A 19,960-nucleotide genomic window follows, 5' to 3' on the forward strand; every position below is an offset into this window, starting at 1 on the left:
GATCAAACTCTCCATAAAAGAGATTGATTAGCTCAATCATAATTCGTTCAAAAAATTGACGCATGGCATAAAACATTGTTCAGTTTTCAAAGATCCATTACAGCGTCGTCTCAAAACAGCGACTTAATTAATATATCATGCTGAAGGTTTCCCGTCAACAACTTTATATATTTTTTTGTTTCGCATCGTCTGCCGTTCCCGGCTTTCTTAATGCGACAAATAATAATTTATCACGATTCAGAATCAGGTGCAATAGTTGTTTAATTAAAAGTTTTTTCTGAAAAACATTTGCAGGTATTTTAAGTAATAATAGAAAAACCGCCCCTCTGAAGGACGGTTTTTTTATAATCTTCACTTTTGCTTCATTTGTGGGAATAACAGAACATCACGAATAGAAGAAGAATTTGTCAAAAGCATTACGAGACGATCGACTCCTATGCCGAGACCGCCTGTCGGCGGCATCCCGTATTCCAGAGATTCGAGGAAATCTTCATCCATAAGGTGAGCTTCATCATTCCCGGCTTCTCTTTCCTCCACCTGGGCTTCAAACCTCTTCCGCTGATCTATCGGGTCATTCAGCTCGGAAAATGCGTTAGCGTGTTCCCTGCCGACGATGAACAGTTCGAAACGATCCGTAAAGCGTTTATCGTCCGGGTTCTGTTTTGCAAGTGGAGAAATTTCTACAGGATGACCGTATATGAAAGTAGGCTGAATAAGCTTCTCTTCGACTTTCTGTTCGAAGAATTCATTCATAATATGTCCGAATGTCATGTTTTTATCGATCTCCACTCCGTGTTTTTCAGCTAACTGACGGGCTTCATCATCCGACATCTCTTTCCGGAAATCTACACCTGTCTCTTCTTTGATGGCGTCCGCCATATGCAGTCGTGTCCATTTCGGTTCAAGGTCGATTTCCTGTTCCCCGTAAGCTATTTTACTTGTATTAAGAACGTCTTTTGCAATATGAGCTATCAGTTCTTCCGTGAGATCCATAATATCGTGGTAATCTCCGAAAGCTTCATACAGCTCAAGCATTGTGAACTCGGGGTTATGGCGTGTGGATACTCCTTCATTACGGAAGACGCGTCCGATTTCGTAAACTTTTTCCAGGCCGCCCACGATAAGGCGCTTCAAGTGAAGTTCAATGGCGATCCTCATATATAGCTCCGTATCAAGAGCATTGTGGTGAGTTACGAACGGACGTGCTGCCGCTCCGCCAGGAATACCGTGCATCATAGGTGTCTCTACTTCGAGGAAGCCGAGACCATCGAGATAACGGCGCATCGACTGGATGATTTTACTCCGGGTAATAAACGTTTCTTTACTCGAAGGATTCGTAATAAGATCCAGGTAGCGCTGACGATAACGCTGTTCCACATCTTTCAGACCATGGAACTTCTCCGGGAGGGGACGCAAGGATTTCGTCAGCATATGGAACTTCTGTGCTTTGACGGATAGTTCGCCGACGTTCGTTTTGAACATAACACCCTCCACCCCGACGATATCTCCCATGTCCGCCGATTTGAAAAGCTCATAATTCTCTTCTCCGATTTCATCTTTCCGGACATAAAGCTGAATCTGACCACTTAAGTCCTGGATGTGAGCGAAACCCGTTTTCCCCTTGCCGCGTTTTGTCATAATTCTCCCCGCAACGACAGCCGGCACCTGTTTCTCTTCAAGCTCCTCTTTCGTAACCTCTTCATATGACTCGTGCAGATCCTGAGCTAAATGCGTACGCTCGAACTTGTCTCCAAAAGGGTCGATCCCCTGTTCTCTATAGCTGTTCATTTTGTCGAGACGTACCTGCATATATTCATTCATCTCATCAGCCATGTTTCTCACTCCGTTCTATGTTTGATTTCACCGCTTCAAAATAGAATACTGCCAGCAAATCACACACTGGCAGTATCATACTATTGAATAGTATAGAAAAGACCATCCCGGGTGTCAACGGTTTGAGCGCTTTTCACCGGGCTGTACTAAAGCCTGCAGTCCACCTTTCTCACTGCCTTCCACTCTTGTTCCGATAATCTTTCCACCAGCTCCTCTACGCTTTTCCCGTCATTGGGGATGATGAGCTTTTTTTCGACATCCGCCAGAGGGATGAGGGCAAAAGCCCGCTCATGCAGATGAGGGTGCGGCAAAACGAGACGATCGGTGTTGATTTCTTTCCGGTTGAAAGCCAGTATATCAAGGTCTATCGTCCTTGGGCCCCACTTCACAAGACGTTCTCTTCCAAGCTCCAGCTCAATATTCTGGCACACATCAAGAAGCTCCAGCGGTTCAAGGGAAGTGCTGAGCATAATTACCATGTTAAGAAAATCTTCCTGTTCCACGTACCCGACCGGATCCGTCTCGTAAAGTGCAGAGAACCGCTCCACCTTTACAGAAGGGTGCTCCCCGAGAAGGCGGATCGCTTCCTGAAAATATGTTTTCCGCGGGTCAATGTTTGAACCCAGGGCTACGTAAGCTGTATTCATCAGTCACGACTCCGGTATATCTCAATGGACACCGAATCATAATGTCCCGGAATCGGAGGATGCAGTTTGTTCACTCTCACCTGGCAGGCTTCAAGCATCGCGAACTCTGCAAACAGTTTGTCGGCTATTTCCTCGGCTACAGTTTCAACAAGGTTTCTCGCAGGACCTTCCACGATTTCTTTCGTAACTTCATGTACCGCTCCGTAATCGATCGACTTCGAAACGTCGTCCGTTGATGCCGCTTCTTTCAATTCAGCTTCCAACTGCAAATCTACCGTGAAATGCTGCCCCAGTTTATTCTCCTCCGGAAAAACCCCGTGGTATCCGTAAAACTTCATGTTGTTCAAATATATTTTATCCATTCCACTCACCTCTTCCCATCATTGCGTCCATCATTTTCGTCATTCGTACGATTTCTTTCACGTCGTGCACTCTTACGATACCCACGCCCTGGGTAATGCCGTAACATACGGTCGCTCCGGTACCTTCCATACGGTCTTCGGTCTCCGTGTTCAGCACGCTGCCGATAAAACGTTTCCTGGAACTTCCGAGAAGGAGCGGGTAACCCAGATCTTTGAATTCTTTTAAGTGACGCATCGCCACCATGTTATCCTGCATCGTCTTCGCAAAACCGATGCCCGGGTCCAGAATAATATCCGCTTCCGGTACCCCTCTGCCCCGTGCGATTTCCACACTCTCCAGAAGATCCGCTTTCATATCTTCAATGAGAGATGAGTAGTTGCGCTCCTCCCGGTTGTGCATAAGGATAATCGGTACCCCGCAGGCAGCAGCAACTTCGGCAATACGAGGATCACGCTTCGCTCCCCAGACATCGTTGATAATATCGGCACCTGCTTCGATCGCCTGCCTGGCCACCTCCGCTTTGTACGTATCAATAGAAATAGGGACGGTGATCTCTTTTCGTACTTCACGTATTATCGGAACAATCCTTTCAATCTCTTCCTGTTCCGAAACAGGCTCATGTCCCGGTCTTGTCGACTCCCCGCCGATATCTATAATGGAAGCACCATCTGACACCATTTGTACCGCATGTTCTACGGCATGGGAAACATCATTGAAACGGCCCCCGTCCGAAAAGGAATCGGGAGTGGCATTCAGAATACCCATCACCAGGGTCTCTTCATCCAAGTCATACGTTCGTCGTCCAATCCGTATGTTATTCATTTTCACCCACCTGACTTTTGTCGTTTTCTATACCGATAATAACCGATTCTTTTCAAAAATAAAACTGCACCCTTTTAAGGATGCAGTTACATTATTCGTCATCGAACTGATACAGCGGTGTCGAAAGGTAACGTTCTCCGTTACTTGGAATGATTGCAAGTACTTTCTTCCCTTTTCCTAGCCGTTTCGCCACTTGTTTGGCTGCATAAATAGCGGCCCCGGAGGAAATTCCCCCCAGTACACCATCTTTACGCGCTGCTGCTCGCGCTTCTTCAAATGACTGATCCGTCGTCACCTGGATAACTTCGGAATATATATCCGTATCGAGAATGGACGGGATAAAACCGGCTCCGAGTCCCTGGATTTTGTGAGGACCCGGCTCTCCCCCGGAGAGGATAGGGCTGTCTTCCGGTTCGACAGCTACTATTTCGATATCTTTGTATTTCTCTTTCAACACTCGGCCCGCACCTGAAATAGTACCTCCTGTACCGATTCCTGCAACGAACGCGTCCAGTTCTTCACCCATCTGTTCCACTATTTCAGGTCCTGTCGTGTTTGCGTGCACTTCCACGTTTGCCTGGTTATCAAATTGCTGAGGCATAAAATACCCGTGGCTTTCACTAAGTTCAGAAGCTTTTCTTATAGCTCCCTTCATTCCTTCTGCGCCGGGGGTAAGTATAAGTTCTGCCCCATAGGCTCTCAGGAGGTTCCGCCGTTCCTGGCTCATCGTATCAGGCATGACAAGTTTCGTCTTATACCCTTTCGCAGCCGCGATCATCGCAATACCAATACCAGTGTTTCCACTCGTAGGTTCGACAATCACGTCCCCGTCTTTCAGGTTACCTTCCTGTTCGGCCGCCTCGATCATGGCGAGCGCTATCCTGTCTTTGACCGAACTTCCGGGGTTCATATATTCCAGTTTAAGATAAATATCGGCATGGCCTTCTTCAGCGCTGCCGTTCAGCTTAACTACAGGGGTTTTTCCAACGAGCTCCGTAATGTCATTAGCTATCCTCATTCGACCACTCCTAATTCCTAGCATTTTAATAGGGTTTGATACTAATATAAAGAAAAACAGGGAAAATGTCAATTACAACGAAAAGCGTAAGCAGGAGGCTTACTTTTCGGGTGACTTCTCCCGAAAATAAGTGTACTGCTTAGGACATGAGCTTCTGGGTGGTGCAGCTAGCCAAGAAAAGCGGAACCACCCGGTTAGAAGTTCCGGGCATAAGCCGGAGGTTCGCTTTTCAGGCGTACTATCCTGAAAAAGAAGCTACAGCTTGGACCGTGGGCTTCTGGGTGGTGCAGCTAGCCAAGAAAAGCGGAACCACCCGGTTAGAAGTTCCCGAAATAAAAAACGGACCGGCTTCTGCCGGTCTGTAGTCGTACTTATATCTTTTTAAGAAGTGGACTGAAGACTTTTCAGATCCTGCTCATCAAGCTGGTACACTTCGTTGCAGAAATGGCAAGTAGCTTCCGCGCCTCCATCTTCTTCTATCATACGGTCGATTTCTTCGTCTCCGAGACTGGCGATGGCTGTCTCGATTCTTTCTCTGGAACAATGGCATTCGAAAGCCACAGGCAGGGAATCAAGAACCTTCACATTTTCCGTACCGAGAATGGTGTTCAGAACTTCTTCCGGAGTTTTACCTTCGTTAACCAGTGTGGACACCGACTTCATTTCAGTAAGTCTCCGTTCGATCTCACTGATCGTCTCCTCCGAAGCTCCGGGCATCATCTGAATGATAAAACCTCCCGAAGCACTGATCGTATAATCGGTATCCACCAGTACACCGGCCCCTACAGCCGAAGGAACCTGTTCGGAATTGGTGAAGTAATACGTGAAGTCTTCAGCTATTTCCCCGGAAATAATCGGCACTTGACCTGTGAAGTAATCCTTCAGACCAAGATCTTTGACTACGCTGATCGAACCGCTGTCTCCTACAGCTCTGGCCACGTCGAGCTTTCCATGCTCATTGGAATCGAAGTCCACGTGAGGGTTTTGAATGTACCCGCGCACATTCCCTGTAGATGCAGCGTCCACAATAATCGCTCCGGCCGGACCGTTACCTTCGACCTTAATCGTCATTTTGTCGTCGCCTTTCATCATCGCTCCCATCATGGAACCGATGGTAAGCGTACGGCCGAGCGCTGCCGATGTAGTAGCCCATGCATCGTGACGGCGTCTCGCCTCTTCCACCATGTCCGTAGACTGTATAGCATACGCACGTACCTGACCTTCAAAAGCCGTTGCCCGAATTAAATGATCTTTCATGTTGTACCTCCTTGAAATATATCCTTATCCTTATTTCTCTGGTAAATGACGTTCAATCCTTTTAAAGTCAAAAACGGATCGACGTGTTCTACCGTCCGTGATTCATTCGCAATCAGATCAGCCAGCCCTCCCGTAGCAATAACGGAAGGGGCCTCCCCGTTCGCTTCCTTCATCCTGCGTACGACTTCGTCCACCTGTCCTACATACCCGTAGAAAACACCGGACTGCATCGCTTCCACCGTTGACTGACCTACGACTTCCCCCGGCTGTTTGATTTCTATTTTAGGAAGCTTCGCCGCTTTTGCGTACAGGGCTTCCATGGAAATATTGATACCCGGCGCAATCGCTCCTCCGGCATACCGGTTTTCTCCGTCGATGTAACAGTACGTGGTAGCCGTACCAAAATCGATGATGATGGCCGGAGTCTTATAATCATGGATGGCTCCGACAGCGTTCACGATCCGGTCCGCCCCGATTTCAGCAGGGTTCGGGTAAGCCATGTCCAATCCTTCTTCCACTTCTTCCGTCCCGATAACGATGGGCTTACGGTGAAAGTATTTCTCTGCCACCCGTTCAAGCGAGTGCATAATAGGAGGGACCACGGAAGAAATAGTGACACCCTTAATATCCGAAAACGACAGACCTTCATAAGCAAACAGTGACTGGATGAGCATCCCGTATTCATCTTCCGTTTTGTGACGATCGGTCTTGATCCGCCAATGATATTTTAATACATCTTCCTTAAAAACACCTAACACCGTGTTTGTGTTCCCTACGTCGAGTACAAAATTCATAGAAACAGCCCCCATACCTTCGTATCGTACTTCATCTGGATTTATAATATCATAATTTCTCACCCGTTGCCGAAAGAAGGGAGCTGTACCGCAATGGCACAGCTCCCCCGAAACTCCCAACATTTATTAACGCTTATCTTCCTCGTCTGTCTGAGTCCGATCAGCATTATCATCTGTTTTTTCTGTTTCTTCTTCCGTCTCTTCAGAAGAGGCATTTTCCTTATCTGCAGATGGCGCACTGGATTTCAATTCGTCACTTTCTTCCAGGGAAGAAGATTCGTGAATAGTAGAGTTGTTCTTTTGAGCCAGCTCTTCCAGTTCTTCTTCCGTAGGCATACGGCCTTCCTCAAACAGGTACTTGATTTCTGTAGCATCGAGCGTTTCTACTTCGAGAAGCGTCTGAGCCATCAGTTCAAGCTTATCTTTATGCTCTGTGAGGATCTGCTTGGCACGATCATAACAGTAATTGATGAAGTTCTGAACTTCTCTGTCAATTTCAAAAGCAATTTGATCACTGTAGTTCTGTTCGTTCTGAATGTCCCGGCCGAGGAATACCTGGCCGCCCTGACTGGAACCGAACTGGAGCGGTCCGAGTTTTTCACTCATGCCGTACTCCGTGACCATGCTGCGGGCAATGCTCGTAGCACGCTGGAAGTCGTTATGGGCGCCGGTACTGACTTCACCGAACATAACCTCTTCTGCTACCCGGCCACCGAGCAGCCCGGTGATTTTATCGAAGAGTTCCGGTTTAGTCATGAAGTAGCGGTCCTCTCTCGGAAGCATTACGGCATAACCGCCGGCCTGACCACGCGGAACAATTGTAACTTTGTGGACCATGTCCGCATCATCCAGCACCATACCGATAACAGTGTGACCACTTTCGTGGTGAGCAACGATATCGCGTTCTTTTTTCGAGATGACCCGGCTCTTCTTGGCAGGACCTGCGATTACGCGGTCGATCGCTTCATCGATATCCGCCATTTCAATTTTATCTTTATCCGTTCGTGCCGCTACAAGAGCTGCCTCGTTAAGGAGGTTTTCAAGATCGGCACCGGAGAACCCTGGTGTACGAAGAGCGATCGTCTTCAGATCCACATCCGTACCAAGTGGTTTCTCCCGAACGTGTACTGCAAGTACAGCTTCACGACCTTTTACATCCGGACGGTTAACCGTGATCTGACGGTCAAAACGTCCTGGACGAAGCAGGGCAGGGTCAAGGATATCCGGACGGTTGGTAGCTGCAATCATGATGATTCCTTCGTTGGCTCCGAACCCGTCCATTTCCACAAGCAGCTGGTTCAAGGTCTGCTCACGCTCATCGTGACCACCGCCCAGACCGGCGCCACGCTGACGTCCTACTGCGTCCATCTCATCAATAAAGATGATACAAGGAGCATTCTTCTTCGCATTTTCAAAAAGGTCACGGACACGTGATGCACCGACACCGACAAACATTTCAACGAAGTCGGAACCACTGATGGAGAAGAAAGGTACACCTGCTTCTCCGGCTACGGCACGGGCAAGTAGTGTCTTACCTGTACCAGGAGGCCCCATGAGGAGCACCCCTTTTGGAATACGGGCACCGACCTGGGCGAATTTACGCGGATCTTTAAGGAAATCGACGACTTCCACAAGCTCCTGTTTCTCTTCATCAGCACCTGCGACGTCTTTAAAGCGGACTTTCTGCTTATCGTCGCTGTACATTTTCGCCTTACTTTTACCCATGTTCATAACCTTGCCGCCGCCGCCCTGAGACTGATTCAGCAGGAAGAAGAACAGAATGAAGATAATAACAAAAGGAATGATTCCTGTAAGGAACGTTACCCATGCACTAGGCTCTTCTTCTTCTTCCACGTTCAGTATGCTCTGGCCGGTCGCTGTTTCTGTCACCTGGGAAATGAACTGTTCGTTCGCAGGGAGATGTACACTGAAGGAGTTGTCTTCTCCTTCCCCTTCCAGCTGACCTTTAGCAACATATACGTTGTTGACAGGCTGTAAGGTTAATTCCTGTATTTCACCATTATCAAGTCTATCTAAAAACTGGTTCACAGAAAGTGTTTCCTGTGGCTCACCTTGACCTCGGAACAGGCTTAATATGCCAATTACAACGAGGAAGATAAGTAAGTAAAAAATTGTATTTCTGAATATCCGATTCATTGCCTACCTCCTCCTGTGAGAGAAAACTATAGTAAATAGTATCACATTAAATTCTTTTCCTACAAATAATTACTACTGAAAGTCAGTCGTTTTTCCCACTGTATATTTCCGGTTTCAAAACACCGATGTACGGCAGGTTTCTGTATTTTTCGTTGTAATCCAGTCCGTACCCTACCACAAACTCATCCGGGACTTCAAAACCGACAGTGTCCGCTTTGATCTGAGCATACCGTCCCGCAGGCTTGTCGAGCAGCGTCACGATTTTTATGGAGTTCGCTTTCCTGTATTTAAACAGGTCCACCAGATAGTTGAGGGTGCGGCCACTGTCAATGATATCTTCTATGATAAGAAGGTCCCGGCCTTCCACCTGCGTATCGAGGTCTTTCTCGATTTTGACTTCTCCTGTGGAACGCATACCTGCGTAACTGGACACGTCCATAAAGTCCATTTCCAGATGGATATCCATGCGCTTCACAAGGTCGGACATGAAAGGCATAGCTCCTTTCAGTACGCAAATCGCCAATGGGAAGCGATTTTCATATTCACGGGAAAGTTCCCCGCCTATTTCACTGCATTTGTTCTGTATTTCCTCTTCGGAAATCAAAATACGTTCTATTTCGTTATGCATCCTCGTTCCTCCTACCAGCTCTGTTGTAAGTCACTCGGATCAGGGAACCCGTAGTCTGTTCCACTGCCGCTTTTTTTATTCCGGGAATCCATAGAACAGTACCATCACTGTCTGTAACGACCGGCCAATCTTCCCTTTCTCTCAAGGGAACTTTGCAATCGATGAAAATGTCTTTTATCTTTTTCGTCCCCTTCATTCCTGCAGGCTTCATCCGATCTCCATCCCGGCGGGTTCTGACAATCAGAGGGAAACTCACGTGAGATTCATCACATATAAATTCGTTCGGAGATACCTCTTCCGCTCCGGTTACGAAGTCGGCTGCCAGTCCGTCTCCTCCGGGAAGAAGAACGGATTCACCGGGCTGGAGCTCCAGCCGATAGGAGGCAGGCTCCGGGTCTTCAAATGTGAACAGAATCTTGTCGTATTCTCTGATAATATGAAGGTCTTTCGGAAAATTCAGGGTACTGTTTGCCCGATCACCATCCATTAACCGTAAAAACAAATCTTCATGCACATAAGTGATATTTTCTGTCTGTCCATTGTACAGATAGTTCAATATTAGATGAAAGGCTCTTCTTTGTAAAGCAATCGGATAACGTTGCAGAGAACTTATGGAAGCTTCCGCTCTGCCTTCGGAAAAGGAGAGCTCCTCCATGATTTCAGAAGCTTTTTCCAGAAGAAACGTTTCGTCTTCCATCTTTCTTTCACTGTAGGCCTGAATGTGGGTATGAAGTTTCGGGTTCTGTTCTTTCAAAAAAGGGATAAGCCGATGGCGAAAGGCGTTTCTCGTATATGCCGTTTCCTCGTTGGAAGGGTCATATCGCGGTGTTAGTCCTGCGTCCCTGCAGTAGCGTTCCAGTTCTTCTTTCGTCATCTCCAGCAGCGGCCGAATAATCTGTCCGCCGGCGAATTTTCTCGTAACCGGCATGCCTGTTACTCCGGAGGGGCTCGCGCCACGGGTCAGCTGCATGAACAGCGTCTCCACCTGATCGTCTCCGTGGTGGCCGAGGGCCAGACTGTCTGCTTCATATGTATACATCACTTCCGCAAGTGCTTTATAGCGAAGAATGCGGGCCGCTTCCTGGGTCCCCATACTGTTCTTTTTCATGTAGCTGCCGACGTCCAGGGTGATCTTCTCCACGGGAAGGCGGAGACGTTCGCATATTTCCGCTACGTAAGCCACGTCTTCCCGGGACTCCTCTCCTCTGAGACCATGATCGATGGAAGCCGGGATTACCGTCAGTGACAGAGATTGTTTCAACTCAGAAAGGTAGTGCAGCAGTGCAAGAGAGTCCGGACCTCCGGAGATTGCGGCGACTATCGTATCTCCTTCTTTGATAAGTCCGTGCCTTTGTACGAAAGTATCTACCTTCTTCATATCTTCATCCCCCATCTGTCGCCCTTTTATGTTATCACTGGACGTTATTCCGCACAAGAAAAGCGGGGAGTTCCCGAGAAAAAAATCCCTCGCTCCAGTTCAATATTTAGTCACTTTCCTTTTCCCGGGAAAAGGAAGACATTCGCGGTGAAAAAACATCCCATACCCGTTGACAGTCTTTTCAGGATTGTGTATTATAATCCTTGTGCTTAAAACAACGGCGGCGTAGCTCAGCTGGCTAGAGCGTACGGTTCATACCCGTGAGGTCGTGGGTTCGATTCCCTCCGCCGCCATTTGCGGCCCGTTGGTCAAGCGGTTAAGACACCGCCCTTTCACGGCGGTAACACGGGTTCGAGTCCCGTACGGGTCATACTACAAACCGTCTTCCATACCGGAAGACGGTTTTTTTGTTGCATAAAAAAAGAGCGGAGTCAGGAGCTATACCTGGTTTTCCGCTCTTTTTGATTTAATTTGAGATTGAGCCTCTTTTTCTGCAACATTCATCGATTGTTATAGACAGCAAGCTACCCTCTCTTAGAGCCGCGGCCTCCGCGTTTCGATTCTGTATGCTTTTTCAGTGACGTCAAACGCTCATCACTATCTTTCATGAAGCGGTTCATCTTTTGTTCAAAAGATTCTTCCGGCTTCCGGGGCTTTTGAGGCTGTGTACGTTTCGGTGTTTCTTTCGCCTTTTTAATGGAGAGGCCTATCTTGCCATCGTCTCCTACGTTGATGACTTTCACCTGCACTTCATCCCCACGACTTAAATGTTCGTTGATATCCTTCACATAGTTGTCGGCGACTTCACTGATGTGAACAAGACCGGTCTGACCCTCCGGAAGCTCCACAAACGCTCCAAAATTAGTGATACCAGTAACCTTACCCTGTAACTTGCTGCCTACTTCAATGGCCATAAAAAAAATGCTCCTCCTTAAAATTTCGATAAAAGAATTTCCTATCTTATTATATATATGCTTTTAAAAAAGTGTCAATATGAAGGTTCTTCATTGGGAATTTTAAAGATAATTTCTCCTTCTTTAGAGAAGAAGTAATTACTTCTGGCAATCTCGAGAACGTATTCTTCCTGCTGGAGGAGTTCTTTCTCTTCCTTAAGGTCCGCTTCTTTGTCTTCCAGACTGGCCATCTCTTCCTGCAATTGTTCATACTCCGCTTCTTTTTCAGCGTATACCATACGTTGTTGGACATGATAAACAGCAAGTGAGCTCGTTATAATTAGCATGAGCAAACCAAATAAAGCCAAACGGCGGAACAATCGCTTCTTTTTTCTTCTTTGCCGCTCTACATGTGCTTCATACTGATCCATGTATGTAGAGTCCAACCGTGTAACCGATTTCTTTTCACTCATTGTTTAACAGGCCTCCTTACACTCATTATACATGTTTTTGTTGAAATGTAACCTATAAATCCCGTGAATTTTCTACTATTTTTTCACATTTCCGCTAAAAAAGCCGATATTTTTCCATTCCTCTGTCATCGATGAAATCAATCCTTGTTGATCGCTTCTTCGTTTTTGATTTCATAAAGGTCGGCAGCTTCGTCTTTACGTACAGTCTCTTTCAGTTCTTTCACTTCGATAGTCAAAAGTTTCTGCCCGAACTGGATATACAGTTCGTCCCCGACTTTCAGTTTGCTCGCAGCCTTTCCGGGCTGACCGTTGATTTTAATTCTGCCCTGATCGGCTACTTCTTTAGCCAGGGTTCTCCGTTTAATCAGACGGGCGTTTTTCAAAAATTTATCAAGTCTCATTCCGTAGTCCTCTCCTTCTCTTTAGCTTTCTGCCACCAATCTTCCAACTGTTCAAGAGACATTTCTTCCAGCTTTTCATTCCCAAGTTCCGCTTCTTTTTCAAGAAAAGCGAAGCGTCTGCGGAATTTTCTGTTCGTCTCCTGGAGCGCAAGTTCTGCATCAATCCGGTCGTGTCTTGCGAGGTTTGCAATGGTGAAAAGGAAGTCGCCCAGTTCCTTCTCCCGTTCGCGCTGCGAATCAGCCGACGTATACTCCTCCCACTCTTCTCTCATTTTATCAAGAACCATAGATTTGTCATCCCAGTCGAAACCGACTTTGGACGCTTTCTTCTGAAGATCGATCGCCTGAAGAAGAGCCGGAGCGTGTGTCACCACTCCGTCGAGAAGCGAATCACGTCGAGCGTTTTGGGATTCCTCCTGCTTGATGGCTTCCCAGTTACGGCTGATTTCCTCTTCATTCATATCCGCTTCACCGAATACGTGCGGATGGCGTCTGATCATTTTCTCCGTCACTGCCCGGATGACGTCGTCAACTGTGAAGTACCCTTCATCCTCGCCGATCTGACTGTGAAGCATCACCTGCAGCAGCACATCGCCCAGCTCATCTGCCAGGTGTTCCTCATCCTCTTCGTCGATGGCTTCAATAACCTCATAAGCTTCTTCAATAAGATATTTTTTCAGGGAGGTGTGGGTCTGTTTCCGGTCCCACGGGCACCCGCCGGGACCCCGGAGACGGCGGATAACGGAGCGCAGCTCCTGGAACTGATGACTCAGCATCTCCCGGGAGGCTGGCGGAACGTAGACACTTGTGAGGTTGTCCACCTCCACGGTACGGTCGAGATCAGCGAGTTCCACGGTTTCCACACGTTCCCTGTCACTTCCGGCTGCCGTTACGATCGTCACCGGATAGTCCGCCGGAAGGTCTTCAAGTAAAGCAAGTTTCACTTCGGAAGCAATCATTGCATCGTACACCTGACAGAACAGAGTATGCTGCCGGTACGTCAGTTCTTCCCTTTCAAAGCCGGTGGCGTCCATGAACTGAAGTCCTTCCACCGGGTCGATTTTAAGAGTGCGGAAAGTATCATCGAGGAAACTCTGTCCTCCTTCGACTTCCACCTCGAGCTCCCCGTTATCCAGAAGAAGCCGGACCGTCTTCTCTGCGACCATCGGATGACCAGGCACCGTGTAGTAGATGTCCCGGTGCCGGGCTTTTTCGATCAGCTCCTCCGTAATTGTCCCATAAACGTTTGCAAAGGAATCGAAACGTTCATAAACATCATCAAAACTTATAAACCGGACGCCTTCCGCCTGCAAATCACGTACAGCCGGATGATCAAGCGTCCGGGTGAACACACTATTCTCTTCGGATACCAGTTTCCGGTATGTGCCCACCGGGAGCTGGGAGAGGCCCCCCGCTCCGAGTCCGATAATTCGTATTTTCCCCATACTATCCGTTCTCCTTTATGAACCATTTTCTAAACTGTTCCGGCAAAGTCTCCGCAGGCAGGACCCTGAACTGCCGGAGAAGCAGAGCATACACGACAGCCCCGCCGCCGGAAGCTGCAAGCACCCAGGGAAGAAGCGGAAGCCTGTCTTCCGGAGTATAAAGCCACTTTAACGCCAGTACGAAAATACTCATACCGGCAAGCGCAGGTATTATACGGACCCACTTCCACGTAAACAGTCTGCTGTTCAACTTCTTTTTCAGTAAAAAAATATTACCGGAAGCGGCGGTACCCACGGCTGCAACGGAGGCGACCGCCGCACCGTAAGCCCCGAACTCCGGAATTAATACTATATTCAAGCCCGCTTTCACTATTAAGCCGGCGCCGATCAAAGCGGCTGTCCACACAGCGTAACCCAGCCCCTGCAGGGCAGAAGCGGCCGTCAGGGCAAGCGACACCATAATCACCATCACCATCTGCACCCGGAGTACCCCGGTACCGGACTCGTCCTGGAAAAACAACCTGTTTATTTCCGGAAACAGAAGCAGCAGCCCGACACTCGCGGCGGTACTGATAACCAGAGTGAGCGCCATTGCCTGACGGACCGGTTCCACGGATTGTTCCGAGCGCACGATGGTCGGCAATATGGATAATGCGAGCGAAGAGGCGAGAACAGTAACGAGCTGGATAAGCGGCTGAGCCCTGTCGTAGATTCCCTTCCATTCCCTCGCTTCCGTTACAGAAATACCGTGGTCCTGGAGGAGGAGAGGGACGAACGTAAAGGCGTCGGTCAGCTGCAAAAGCAGAAGCATCATGTAATTCACGCTGATCAGCACGCTGTAGAACAGCACCTGTTTTACGTAATGAAGAGAAGAAACGGCACCAGGCGACTGCTCCTGTAACTCTCTCTTCTTCCATTTCACAAAAAGATAACCTGTCGCCGCGACCATGCCCGTTATAACCGCCGCAGCGGTCCCGGTTCCGATAAAATAAACGCTTCCGGTCACGTAGACGATGGTGCTTACAATCAGAATGCCCGCCACCCGTAAAAATTGTTCCAGGATCTGGGATACAGCAGGGGTCTTCATATCCTCTTCTCCCTGAAACGCGCCCCGCAACAGTGCGAGAAACGGGACGAAAAGAAAGACGAGGAACGATGCCTTAAGAGAACTTATTAGATTCCGGTCGTCCATCAGCCCGGCGAGGGATGCGGCACTTACAAAGCCTGCACCCGCAAGCAGCCAGAAAAACACCGAGAGGCAGAGGAAGACCGGTAAATAGAACGAAGCTGCCGTAAGCTTCCTGTTCTCGGCCACCACACGGGAGACCGCCGCCGGCACCCCCTGGAGCGCAAAAATTATTCCTATCCCGACAATTGGATATATTTGCTGATATACATAAAAACCGATATCGCCCCCCAGATTCTGCAGAGGAATACGATAACCGGCACTCAATATTTTTCCTGTAAGACCGGCCAGCATCAGCCAGGCCGTCCCTTGCAACCAACTATTTTTCATATGGAAACCTTTCAACTATAAAATGATACTCCCATTATATCACAGTGCCGCTCTGGCTCTTCACCCGTAAAAACCAAAATCCCCCTGCCGCCTGTTCCTCTTTTGTTCAGGCAACGGCAGTCAGGGGGTCTTCAGCAATCACACGACATCTTCCCTCATCATAGACGGAAGCCGTCTCAGAAATTCCTCGATAAGCTCGTAGCGTCTCGGTTTTGTATTTCTGTCCAGCCGGAATCGGATCGTCAGCTGATTCTCATCTGTACCAAGCTGCACCATCCGTCCGTACTGGTTGGCCATTTCGAACAGCCGGGAACCGTCGATGCCCTGGCTCTGTTCTTTTTCCATCACCAGTTTGATCATGTGCTTCTGTTCGGTGATTTCTTCAATACGATTTTGTTTCGCCTGCTGCTTCAGTACGGAAACTGTGAACAATTTCTCCACCTGCTCCGGATAGTCTCCGAAGCGGTCGATAAGTTCATCACGAAGATCCTGGATATCCTCTTCCGATTCAATCGTCTGAAAACGTTTATACATGTCGATCTTCTGTTTCTCATCCGCGATGTAATCACCCGGAAGGTAAGCGTCGAGATCCAGCTGGAGTTCAGGCTGGAACGGCTGTATGGCCTCGGGCGTTTTCCCCTGACGCTTCGCTTCGATCGCATCCTTCAGCATCTGTGAATACATATCGAACCCGACAGAGTCGATGAACCCGTGCTGCTGGGCGCCGAGCAGGTTCCCTGCTCCCCGGATCGACAAATCACGCATGGCGATCTTGAACCCGGATCCGAGCTCCGTGAACTCTTTGATCGCTTCCAGACGTTTTTCGGCGATTTCCGTCAGCACCTTGTTTTGCTGATAGGTGAAATAAGCGTAGGCGACCCGGTTGGACCGGCCCACGCGTCCGCGAATCTGATAAAGCTGACTGAGCCCCATTCTGTCCGCATCATATACGATAAGCGTGTTCACGTTAGGGATGTCCACGCCTGTTTCAATGATTGTAGTACTTACGAGCACGTCATATTCTCCTTCCAGAAAGGCGAACATAATATTCTCAAGCTCTGTTTCGTTCATCTGCCCGTGCGCCACTGCGACCCTTGCATCCGGCACGAGCTCGGATATGTGGGAAGCCATCCGGTCAATACTGTCGACACGGTTGTAAAGGAAGAAGACCTGACCGTCCCTCGACATCTCGCGTTCCACCGCTTCCCGTATAAATACCGGGTTGTACTCGATGACGTACGTCTGAATCGGGAACCTGTTCTCCGGAGGAGTCTCGATGACGGAGAGATCCCGTACTCCGAGCATGGACATGTGCAGCGTCCGCGGTATAGGAGTAGCCGTAAGAGTCAAAACGTCCACGTCCGCTTTCAGCTGTTTAATCTTCTCCTTGTGCTTCACGCCAAAACGCTGCTCTTCATCAACGATAAGCAGGCCGAGATCTTTGAACTCGACATCTTTCGACAGAAGGCGATGCGTTCCCACTACAATATCAACCAGGCCTTTTCTTAGGCCGTCCGTATTATCCTTCTGCTGCTTTCTCGTACGGAAGCGGCTCATCAGACCGATATTCACCCCGAAATCCTGCATACGTTCCGTCAGCGTTTCGTAGTGCTGCTGGGCAAGGATCGTAGTCGGCACAAGTATCGCCACCTGCTTTCCGTCCGCGATCGCTTTGAAAGCGGCACGGAGAGCCACTTCCGTTTTTCCATACCCGACATCTCCACATAACAGACGATCCATCGGTCGCACCCGTTCCATGTCGTGTTTGATTTCTTCGATACAGCGAACCTGATCGGGGGTCTCTTCGTAAGGAAAAGCTTCCTCGAACTCTTTCTGCATTTCCCCGTCCTGCTCAAAGGAGTGCCCCCTGGACGCTTCACGCTCGGCGTAAATTTCAATAAGGTCATCCGCTATATCTTCAACCGAAGACTGGACGCGCCGCTTAACTTTTGCCCACTCGGAGCCGCCGAGTTTATAAATTTTAGGCTCTTTTCCTTCAGAACCGACGTATTTCTGGATCAGGTCGATCTGATCCACCGGCACGAACAGCTTATCATTCCCGGAGTACTGGACCAGCAGGAAATCGTTGTGCGTCCCGCTCGACTCCAGCGTTTCGATGCCAAGGTACTTACCGATGCCGTGGTGGGAGTGGACGACGTAATCGCCGACGTTCAGTTCCTGATAGCTCTTAATCCGTTCGGCATTTGAAATCTTCTCTTTCTTTTTCCGCTTAGGCGCCCGTTTTTTAAACAGTTCCCGTTCGGTCAATACGGCTATTTTGTGGAGCGGCCACTCGAAACCGGCCCGGAGTGCACTGTCGATGATCACAGGAGTGCTCACCGGCAGGGTTACATCCTCTTCCCCTACCACAGCCTCCATTTCATAATCGTCGAGAACCGCCTGGACCTTTTCTTTCCGCTGCTCTCCCGAAGCCGCGATAACGACCGAGAAGTCCTGCTTCTTCCAGCGATCCATCTCATTTTTCAGCAGGTTCATCTGGCCGTGGAATTCCTGCATCTGCCGCCCTGTTATGTTGACGACATTCCCGGGCTGAGTGGAGGGGATATGTCTCATGAATACGGACAGATAAATGCGCTGATGGGTCGTTTTCGCCCATATATCATGCCAGTCATGGGACACCTGCAAGTCTTTCACGGTACGCCCGTTTTCAAGCAGGTTCCGGTGCCATTCCCCTTCCTCCTCATCCAGTCGCTGTGCTGTTTCCTGAATTCTGCTCATTTCATCAAACACGACGAGCCCGTCCTGCGACAGGTAATCGAGCAGGCTGTAAGTCTCTTCATAGAAAAATTCCATGTACTTGTACATATTCTCGAAGCGTTCCTGCTGTTCCAGCCGTTCTTTGTCATGGGAGATCTCTTCGAACAACCTCTGTTTCGCTTCCTGGTCCGACCACTTGCCGACCGTGTCCTGATAGGCGTCTTCGAGTCTGTTCAGAGCCCTGGCGTAATCTTCCGGTTTCAGAAGCATTTCCGTCGCCGATCTGATCACCGTGCTCCCAAGCTTTTCTTTTGAGCGCTGTGATTCGACATCAAAGGTACGGATCGAGTCCACTTCTGTATCAAAAAGCTCAATCCGGACCGGGTATTCCTCCGTCAGGGGATAAACGTCGAGAATCCCCCCGCGCATCGAAAACTCACCCGGGGAAGAGACCATGCCCGTACGTTCATATCCGATTCTCACAAGCTTCGACAACGTATGGTCAAGATCGATTTCTTCTCCCATTTCAAAATGAAGCTGAGCTTCTTTCCAATACGAAACAGGCGGCATTATTCTTTTTAAAGCCGCCACAGGTGCTATGAAAATGCCGGAGTCTTCATGAAGCCATTCGTCCAGAGCATCGATCCGCTGACTTCTCAGTTCGGGGCTGGCGATAGCGATTTCCGATGCGATCAGTTCGTTGACCGGATAGAGATGTACCGGGCAGTCGTCCGCCCATTCCTGCAGGTCTTCATACAGCTGCTGAGCCTGATGCAGCTGATGAGTGACGAGAAGAACCGGCCGTTTCACCGCCTCCTGCACCACGGAAACCAGCATGCTTCTTGACGTCCCTGAAACCCCGGCTACCATCTGTTCTTTTATACCGCTGTTGACTCCCTCGATAACTGAAGCAATATCATCGTGGGAACGTAAATATTGTTTTATTCCATTCATAGTAACCAACCCTCCACCTTCAAAGCTTCCTCTCCCTCAAATTCATCTTTTTATAATCGTAAAAAACAGACCCGGACACCCGGTCCGCCTACTTGTTATACTCATTCATAACTTCATCGAAGTTGCTCTCCATCCACGCCTCACACGCTTCTACGGAACGGTCGATACTGCCTTCCATATACTTTTTCTCTTCTTTGCTGAATGGGTCGAGCACGTGGTTAATGACCGAGTCGCTCTTCGGCTTTCCAATTCCCACACGCAGCCGCTTGAACTCTTTCGTACCAAGCTGGTCAATAATATCACGGATTCCGTTATGGCCCCCGTGACCGCCTTTCTGGCGCAGACGAATTTTTCCGGGCAGGAGATCGAGATCATCATAAATGACGAGCAGATCCTCTTCTCCGAGTCCGAAATAATCCATAAACGAGCGGACTGCTCCTCCCGACAAATTCATATATGTCTGAGGTTTAAGTAAAATGATCTTTTCTCCGCGTACGTGTTCCGTGGTGAACAGGCTGTTGAACTTTTTCTTTTCCACGGCCCAGTTGTTCCGCTTTGCAAGCTCATCAATCACCTGAAAACCGACGTTATGTCTGGTAGCTTCATATTTCTTACCGGGATTCCCCAGTCCTACGATACACTTCATAAGTTGAACTTCCTTTT

The 19,960-nt window shown here is 48.8% G+C and carries 18 protein-coding genes and 2 tRNA genes; 3 read left to right on the forward strand and 17 right to left on the reverse strand.

From position 1 onward, the window contains the following. Positions 1-351: 351 nt before the first annotated feature. From lysS to cysK, 5 genes are all read right to left on the reverse strand, one after another. Positions 352-1,833, reverse strand: coding sequence for a lysine--tRNA ligase (gene lysS, locus BW931_RS12345; protein WP_076572679.1), 1,482 nt, complete (start codon positions 1,831-1,833; stop codon positions 352-354). Positions 1,834-1,979: 146 nt separating this feature from the next. Further along, positions 1,980-2,480, reverse strand: coding sequence for a 2-amino-4-hydroxy-6-hydroxymethyldihydropteridine diphosphokinase (gene folK / locus BW931_RS12350; protein WP_008591415.1), 501 nt, complete (start codon positions 2,478-2,480; stop codon positions 1,980-1,982). Then, positions 2,480-2,842 (reverse strand): dihydroneopterin aldolase, encoded by a 363-nt coding sequence (folB, locus tag BW931_RS12355; protein ID WP_008591412.1) that lies wholly within the window; start codon positions 2,840-2,842, stop codon positions 2,480-2,482. The genes folK and folB overlap by 1 nt, the downstream gene beginning before the upstream one ends. After that, positions 2,835-3,665 (reverse strand): dihydropteroate synthase, encoded by an 831-nt coding sequence (gene folP, locus BW931_RS12360; RefSeq protein WP_076572681.1) that lies wholly within the window; start codon positions 3,663-3,665, stop codon positions 2,835-2,837. Before folP ends, folB begins: the two co-directional genes overlap by 8 nt. A 91-nt stretch (positions 3,666-3,756) precedes the next feature. Further along, complete coding sequence (gene cysK / locus BW931_RS12365; protein WP_008591409.1) at positions 3,757-4,683, reverse strand: cysteine synthase A; 927 nt, start codon at positions 4,681-4,683, stop codon at positions 3,757-3,759. A 146-nt stretch (positions 4,684-4,829) separates the two neighbouring features. Between cysK and BW931_RS13580 the strand changes: the two genes are divergently transcribed. Next, the gene (locus BW931_RS13580) at positions 4,830-5,048 is read left to right on the forward strand and encodes a hypothetical protein (protein ID WP_159435715.1); all 219 of its coding nucleotides are present in this window, start codon (positions 4,830-4,832) and stop codon (positions 5,046-5,048) included. 16 nt (positions 5,049-5,064) lie between these two features. On the opposite strand, the gene hslO is transcribed toward BW931_RS13580, so the two are convergent. The 5 genes from hslO to tilS form a co-directional block, all read right to left on the reverse strand. Next, positions 5,065-5,940, reverse strand: a complete 876-nt coding sequence (gene hslO, locus BW931_RS12375) for an Hsp33 family molecular chaperone HslO (protein ID WP_008591407.1) — start codon at positions 5,938-5,940, stop codon at positions 5,065-5,067. Further along, positions 5,937-6,734 carry a type III pantothenate kinase gene (locus tag BW931_RS12380; RefSeq protein ID WP_008591405.1) on the reverse strand — a complete coding sequence of 266 codons (798 nt, stop codon included), beginning with the start codon at positions 6,732-6,734 and terminating at the stop codon, positions 5,937-5,939. Before BW931_RS12380 ends, hslO begins: the two co-directional genes overlap by 4 nt. Before the next feature lie 126 nt (positions 6,735-6,860). Continuing rightward, a complete protein-coding gene (gene ftsH, locus BW931_RS12385) occupies positions 6,861-8,891 on the reverse strand; it encodes an ATP-dependent zinc metalloprotease FtsH (protein WP_076572685.1) in 2,031 nt (676 codons plus the stop codon). A gap of 82 nt (positions 8,892-8,973) precedes the next feature. Beyond that, a complete protein-coding gene (gene hpt, locus BW931_RS12390) occupies positions 8,974-9,519 on the reverse strand; it encodes a hypoxanthine phosphoribosyltransferase (RefSeq protein ID WP_076572687.1) in 546 nt (181 codons plus the stop codon). Further along, positions 9,512-10,897 (reverse strand): tRNA lysidine(34) synthetase TilS, encoded by a 1,386-nt coding sequence (gene tilS, locus BW931_RS12395; protein ID WP_076572731.1) that lies wholly within the window; start codon positions 10,895-10,897, stop codon positions 9,512-9,514. The genes hpt and tilS overlap by 8 nt, the downstream gene beginning before the upstream one ends. A gap of 219 nt (positions 10,898-11,116) precedes the next feature. On the opposite strand from tilS, the gene BW931_RS12400 reads away from it, so the two are divergent. Together BW931_RS12400 and BW931_RS12405 are read left to right on the forward strand one after the other, a co-directional pair. Beyond that, positions 11,117-11,190 (forward strand) — tRNA-Met (locus BW931_RS12400). 5 nt (positions 11,191-11,195) lie between these two features. After that, positions 11,196-11,267 (forward strand) — tRNA-Glu (locus BW931_RS12405). Between the two features lie 154 nt (positions 11,268-11,421). Here the strand turns inward: BW931_RS12405 and BW931_RS12410 are convergent. The 7 genes from BW931_RS12410 to pth form a co-directional block, all read right to left on the reverse strand. Beyond that, positions 11,422-11,811 carry a S1 domain-containing RNA-binding protein gene (locus BW931_RS12410; RefSeq protein ID WP_008591394.1) on the reverse strand — a complete coding sequence of 130 codons (390 nt, stop codon included), beginning with the start codon at positions 11,809-11,811 and terminating at the stop codon, positions 11,422-11,424. 74 nt (positions 11,812-11,885) lie between these two features. Further along, a complete protein-coding gene (locus tag BW931_RS12415; protein WP_076572689.1) occupies positions 11,886-12,263 on the reverse strand; it encodes an FtsB family cell division protein in 378 nt (125 codons plus the stop codon). A gap of 137 nt (positions 12,264-12,400) precedes the next feature. Next, a complete protein-coding gene (locus BW931_RS12420; protein WP_008591391.1) occupies positions 12,401-12,664 on the reverse strand; it encodes an RNA-binding S4 domain-containing protein in 264 nt (87 codons plus the stop codon). Continuing rightward, positions 12,661-14,109: a bifunctional methyltransferase/pyrophosphohydrolase YabN gene (gene yabN / locus BW931_RS12425; protein ID WP_076572691.1), complete on the reverse strand. Its 1,449-nt coding sequence runs from the start codon at positions 14,107-14,109 to the stop codon at positions 12,661-12,663. Before yabN ends, BW931_RS12420 begins: the two co-directional genes overlap by 4 nt. 1 nt (position 14,110) lies before the next feature. Then, positions 14,111-15,625 carry a putative polysaccharide biosynthesis protein gene (locus BW931_RS12430; protein ID WP_143541888.1) on the reverse strand — a complete coding sequence of 505 codons (1,515 nt, stop codon included), beginning with the start codon at positions 15,623-15,625 and terminating at the stop codon, positions 14,111-14,113. Between the two features lie 138 nt (positions 15,626-15,763). Continuing rightward, positions 15,764-19,297 (reverse strand): transcription-repair coupling factor, encoded by a 3,534-nt coding sequence (gene mfd, locus BW931_RS12435; protein WP_076572695.1) that lies wholly within the window; start codon positions 19,295-19,297, stop codon positions 15,764-15,766. 88 nt (positions 19,298-19,385) lie between these two features. Next, positions 19,386-19,943, reverse strand: a complete 558-nt coding sequence (gene pth, locus BW931_RS12440) for an aminoacyl-tRNA hydrolase (RefSeq protein ID WP_076572697.1) — start codon at positions 19,941-19,943, stop codon at positions 19,386-19,388. Between the last annotated feature and the right edge of the window lie 17 nt (positions 19,944-19,960).

This window comes from Salimicrobium salexigens, from assembly GCF_900156705.1.
GTDB classification, from domain to species: domain Bacteria; phylum Bacillota; class Bacilli; order Bacillales; family Halobacillaceae; genus Salimicrobium; species Salimicrobium album.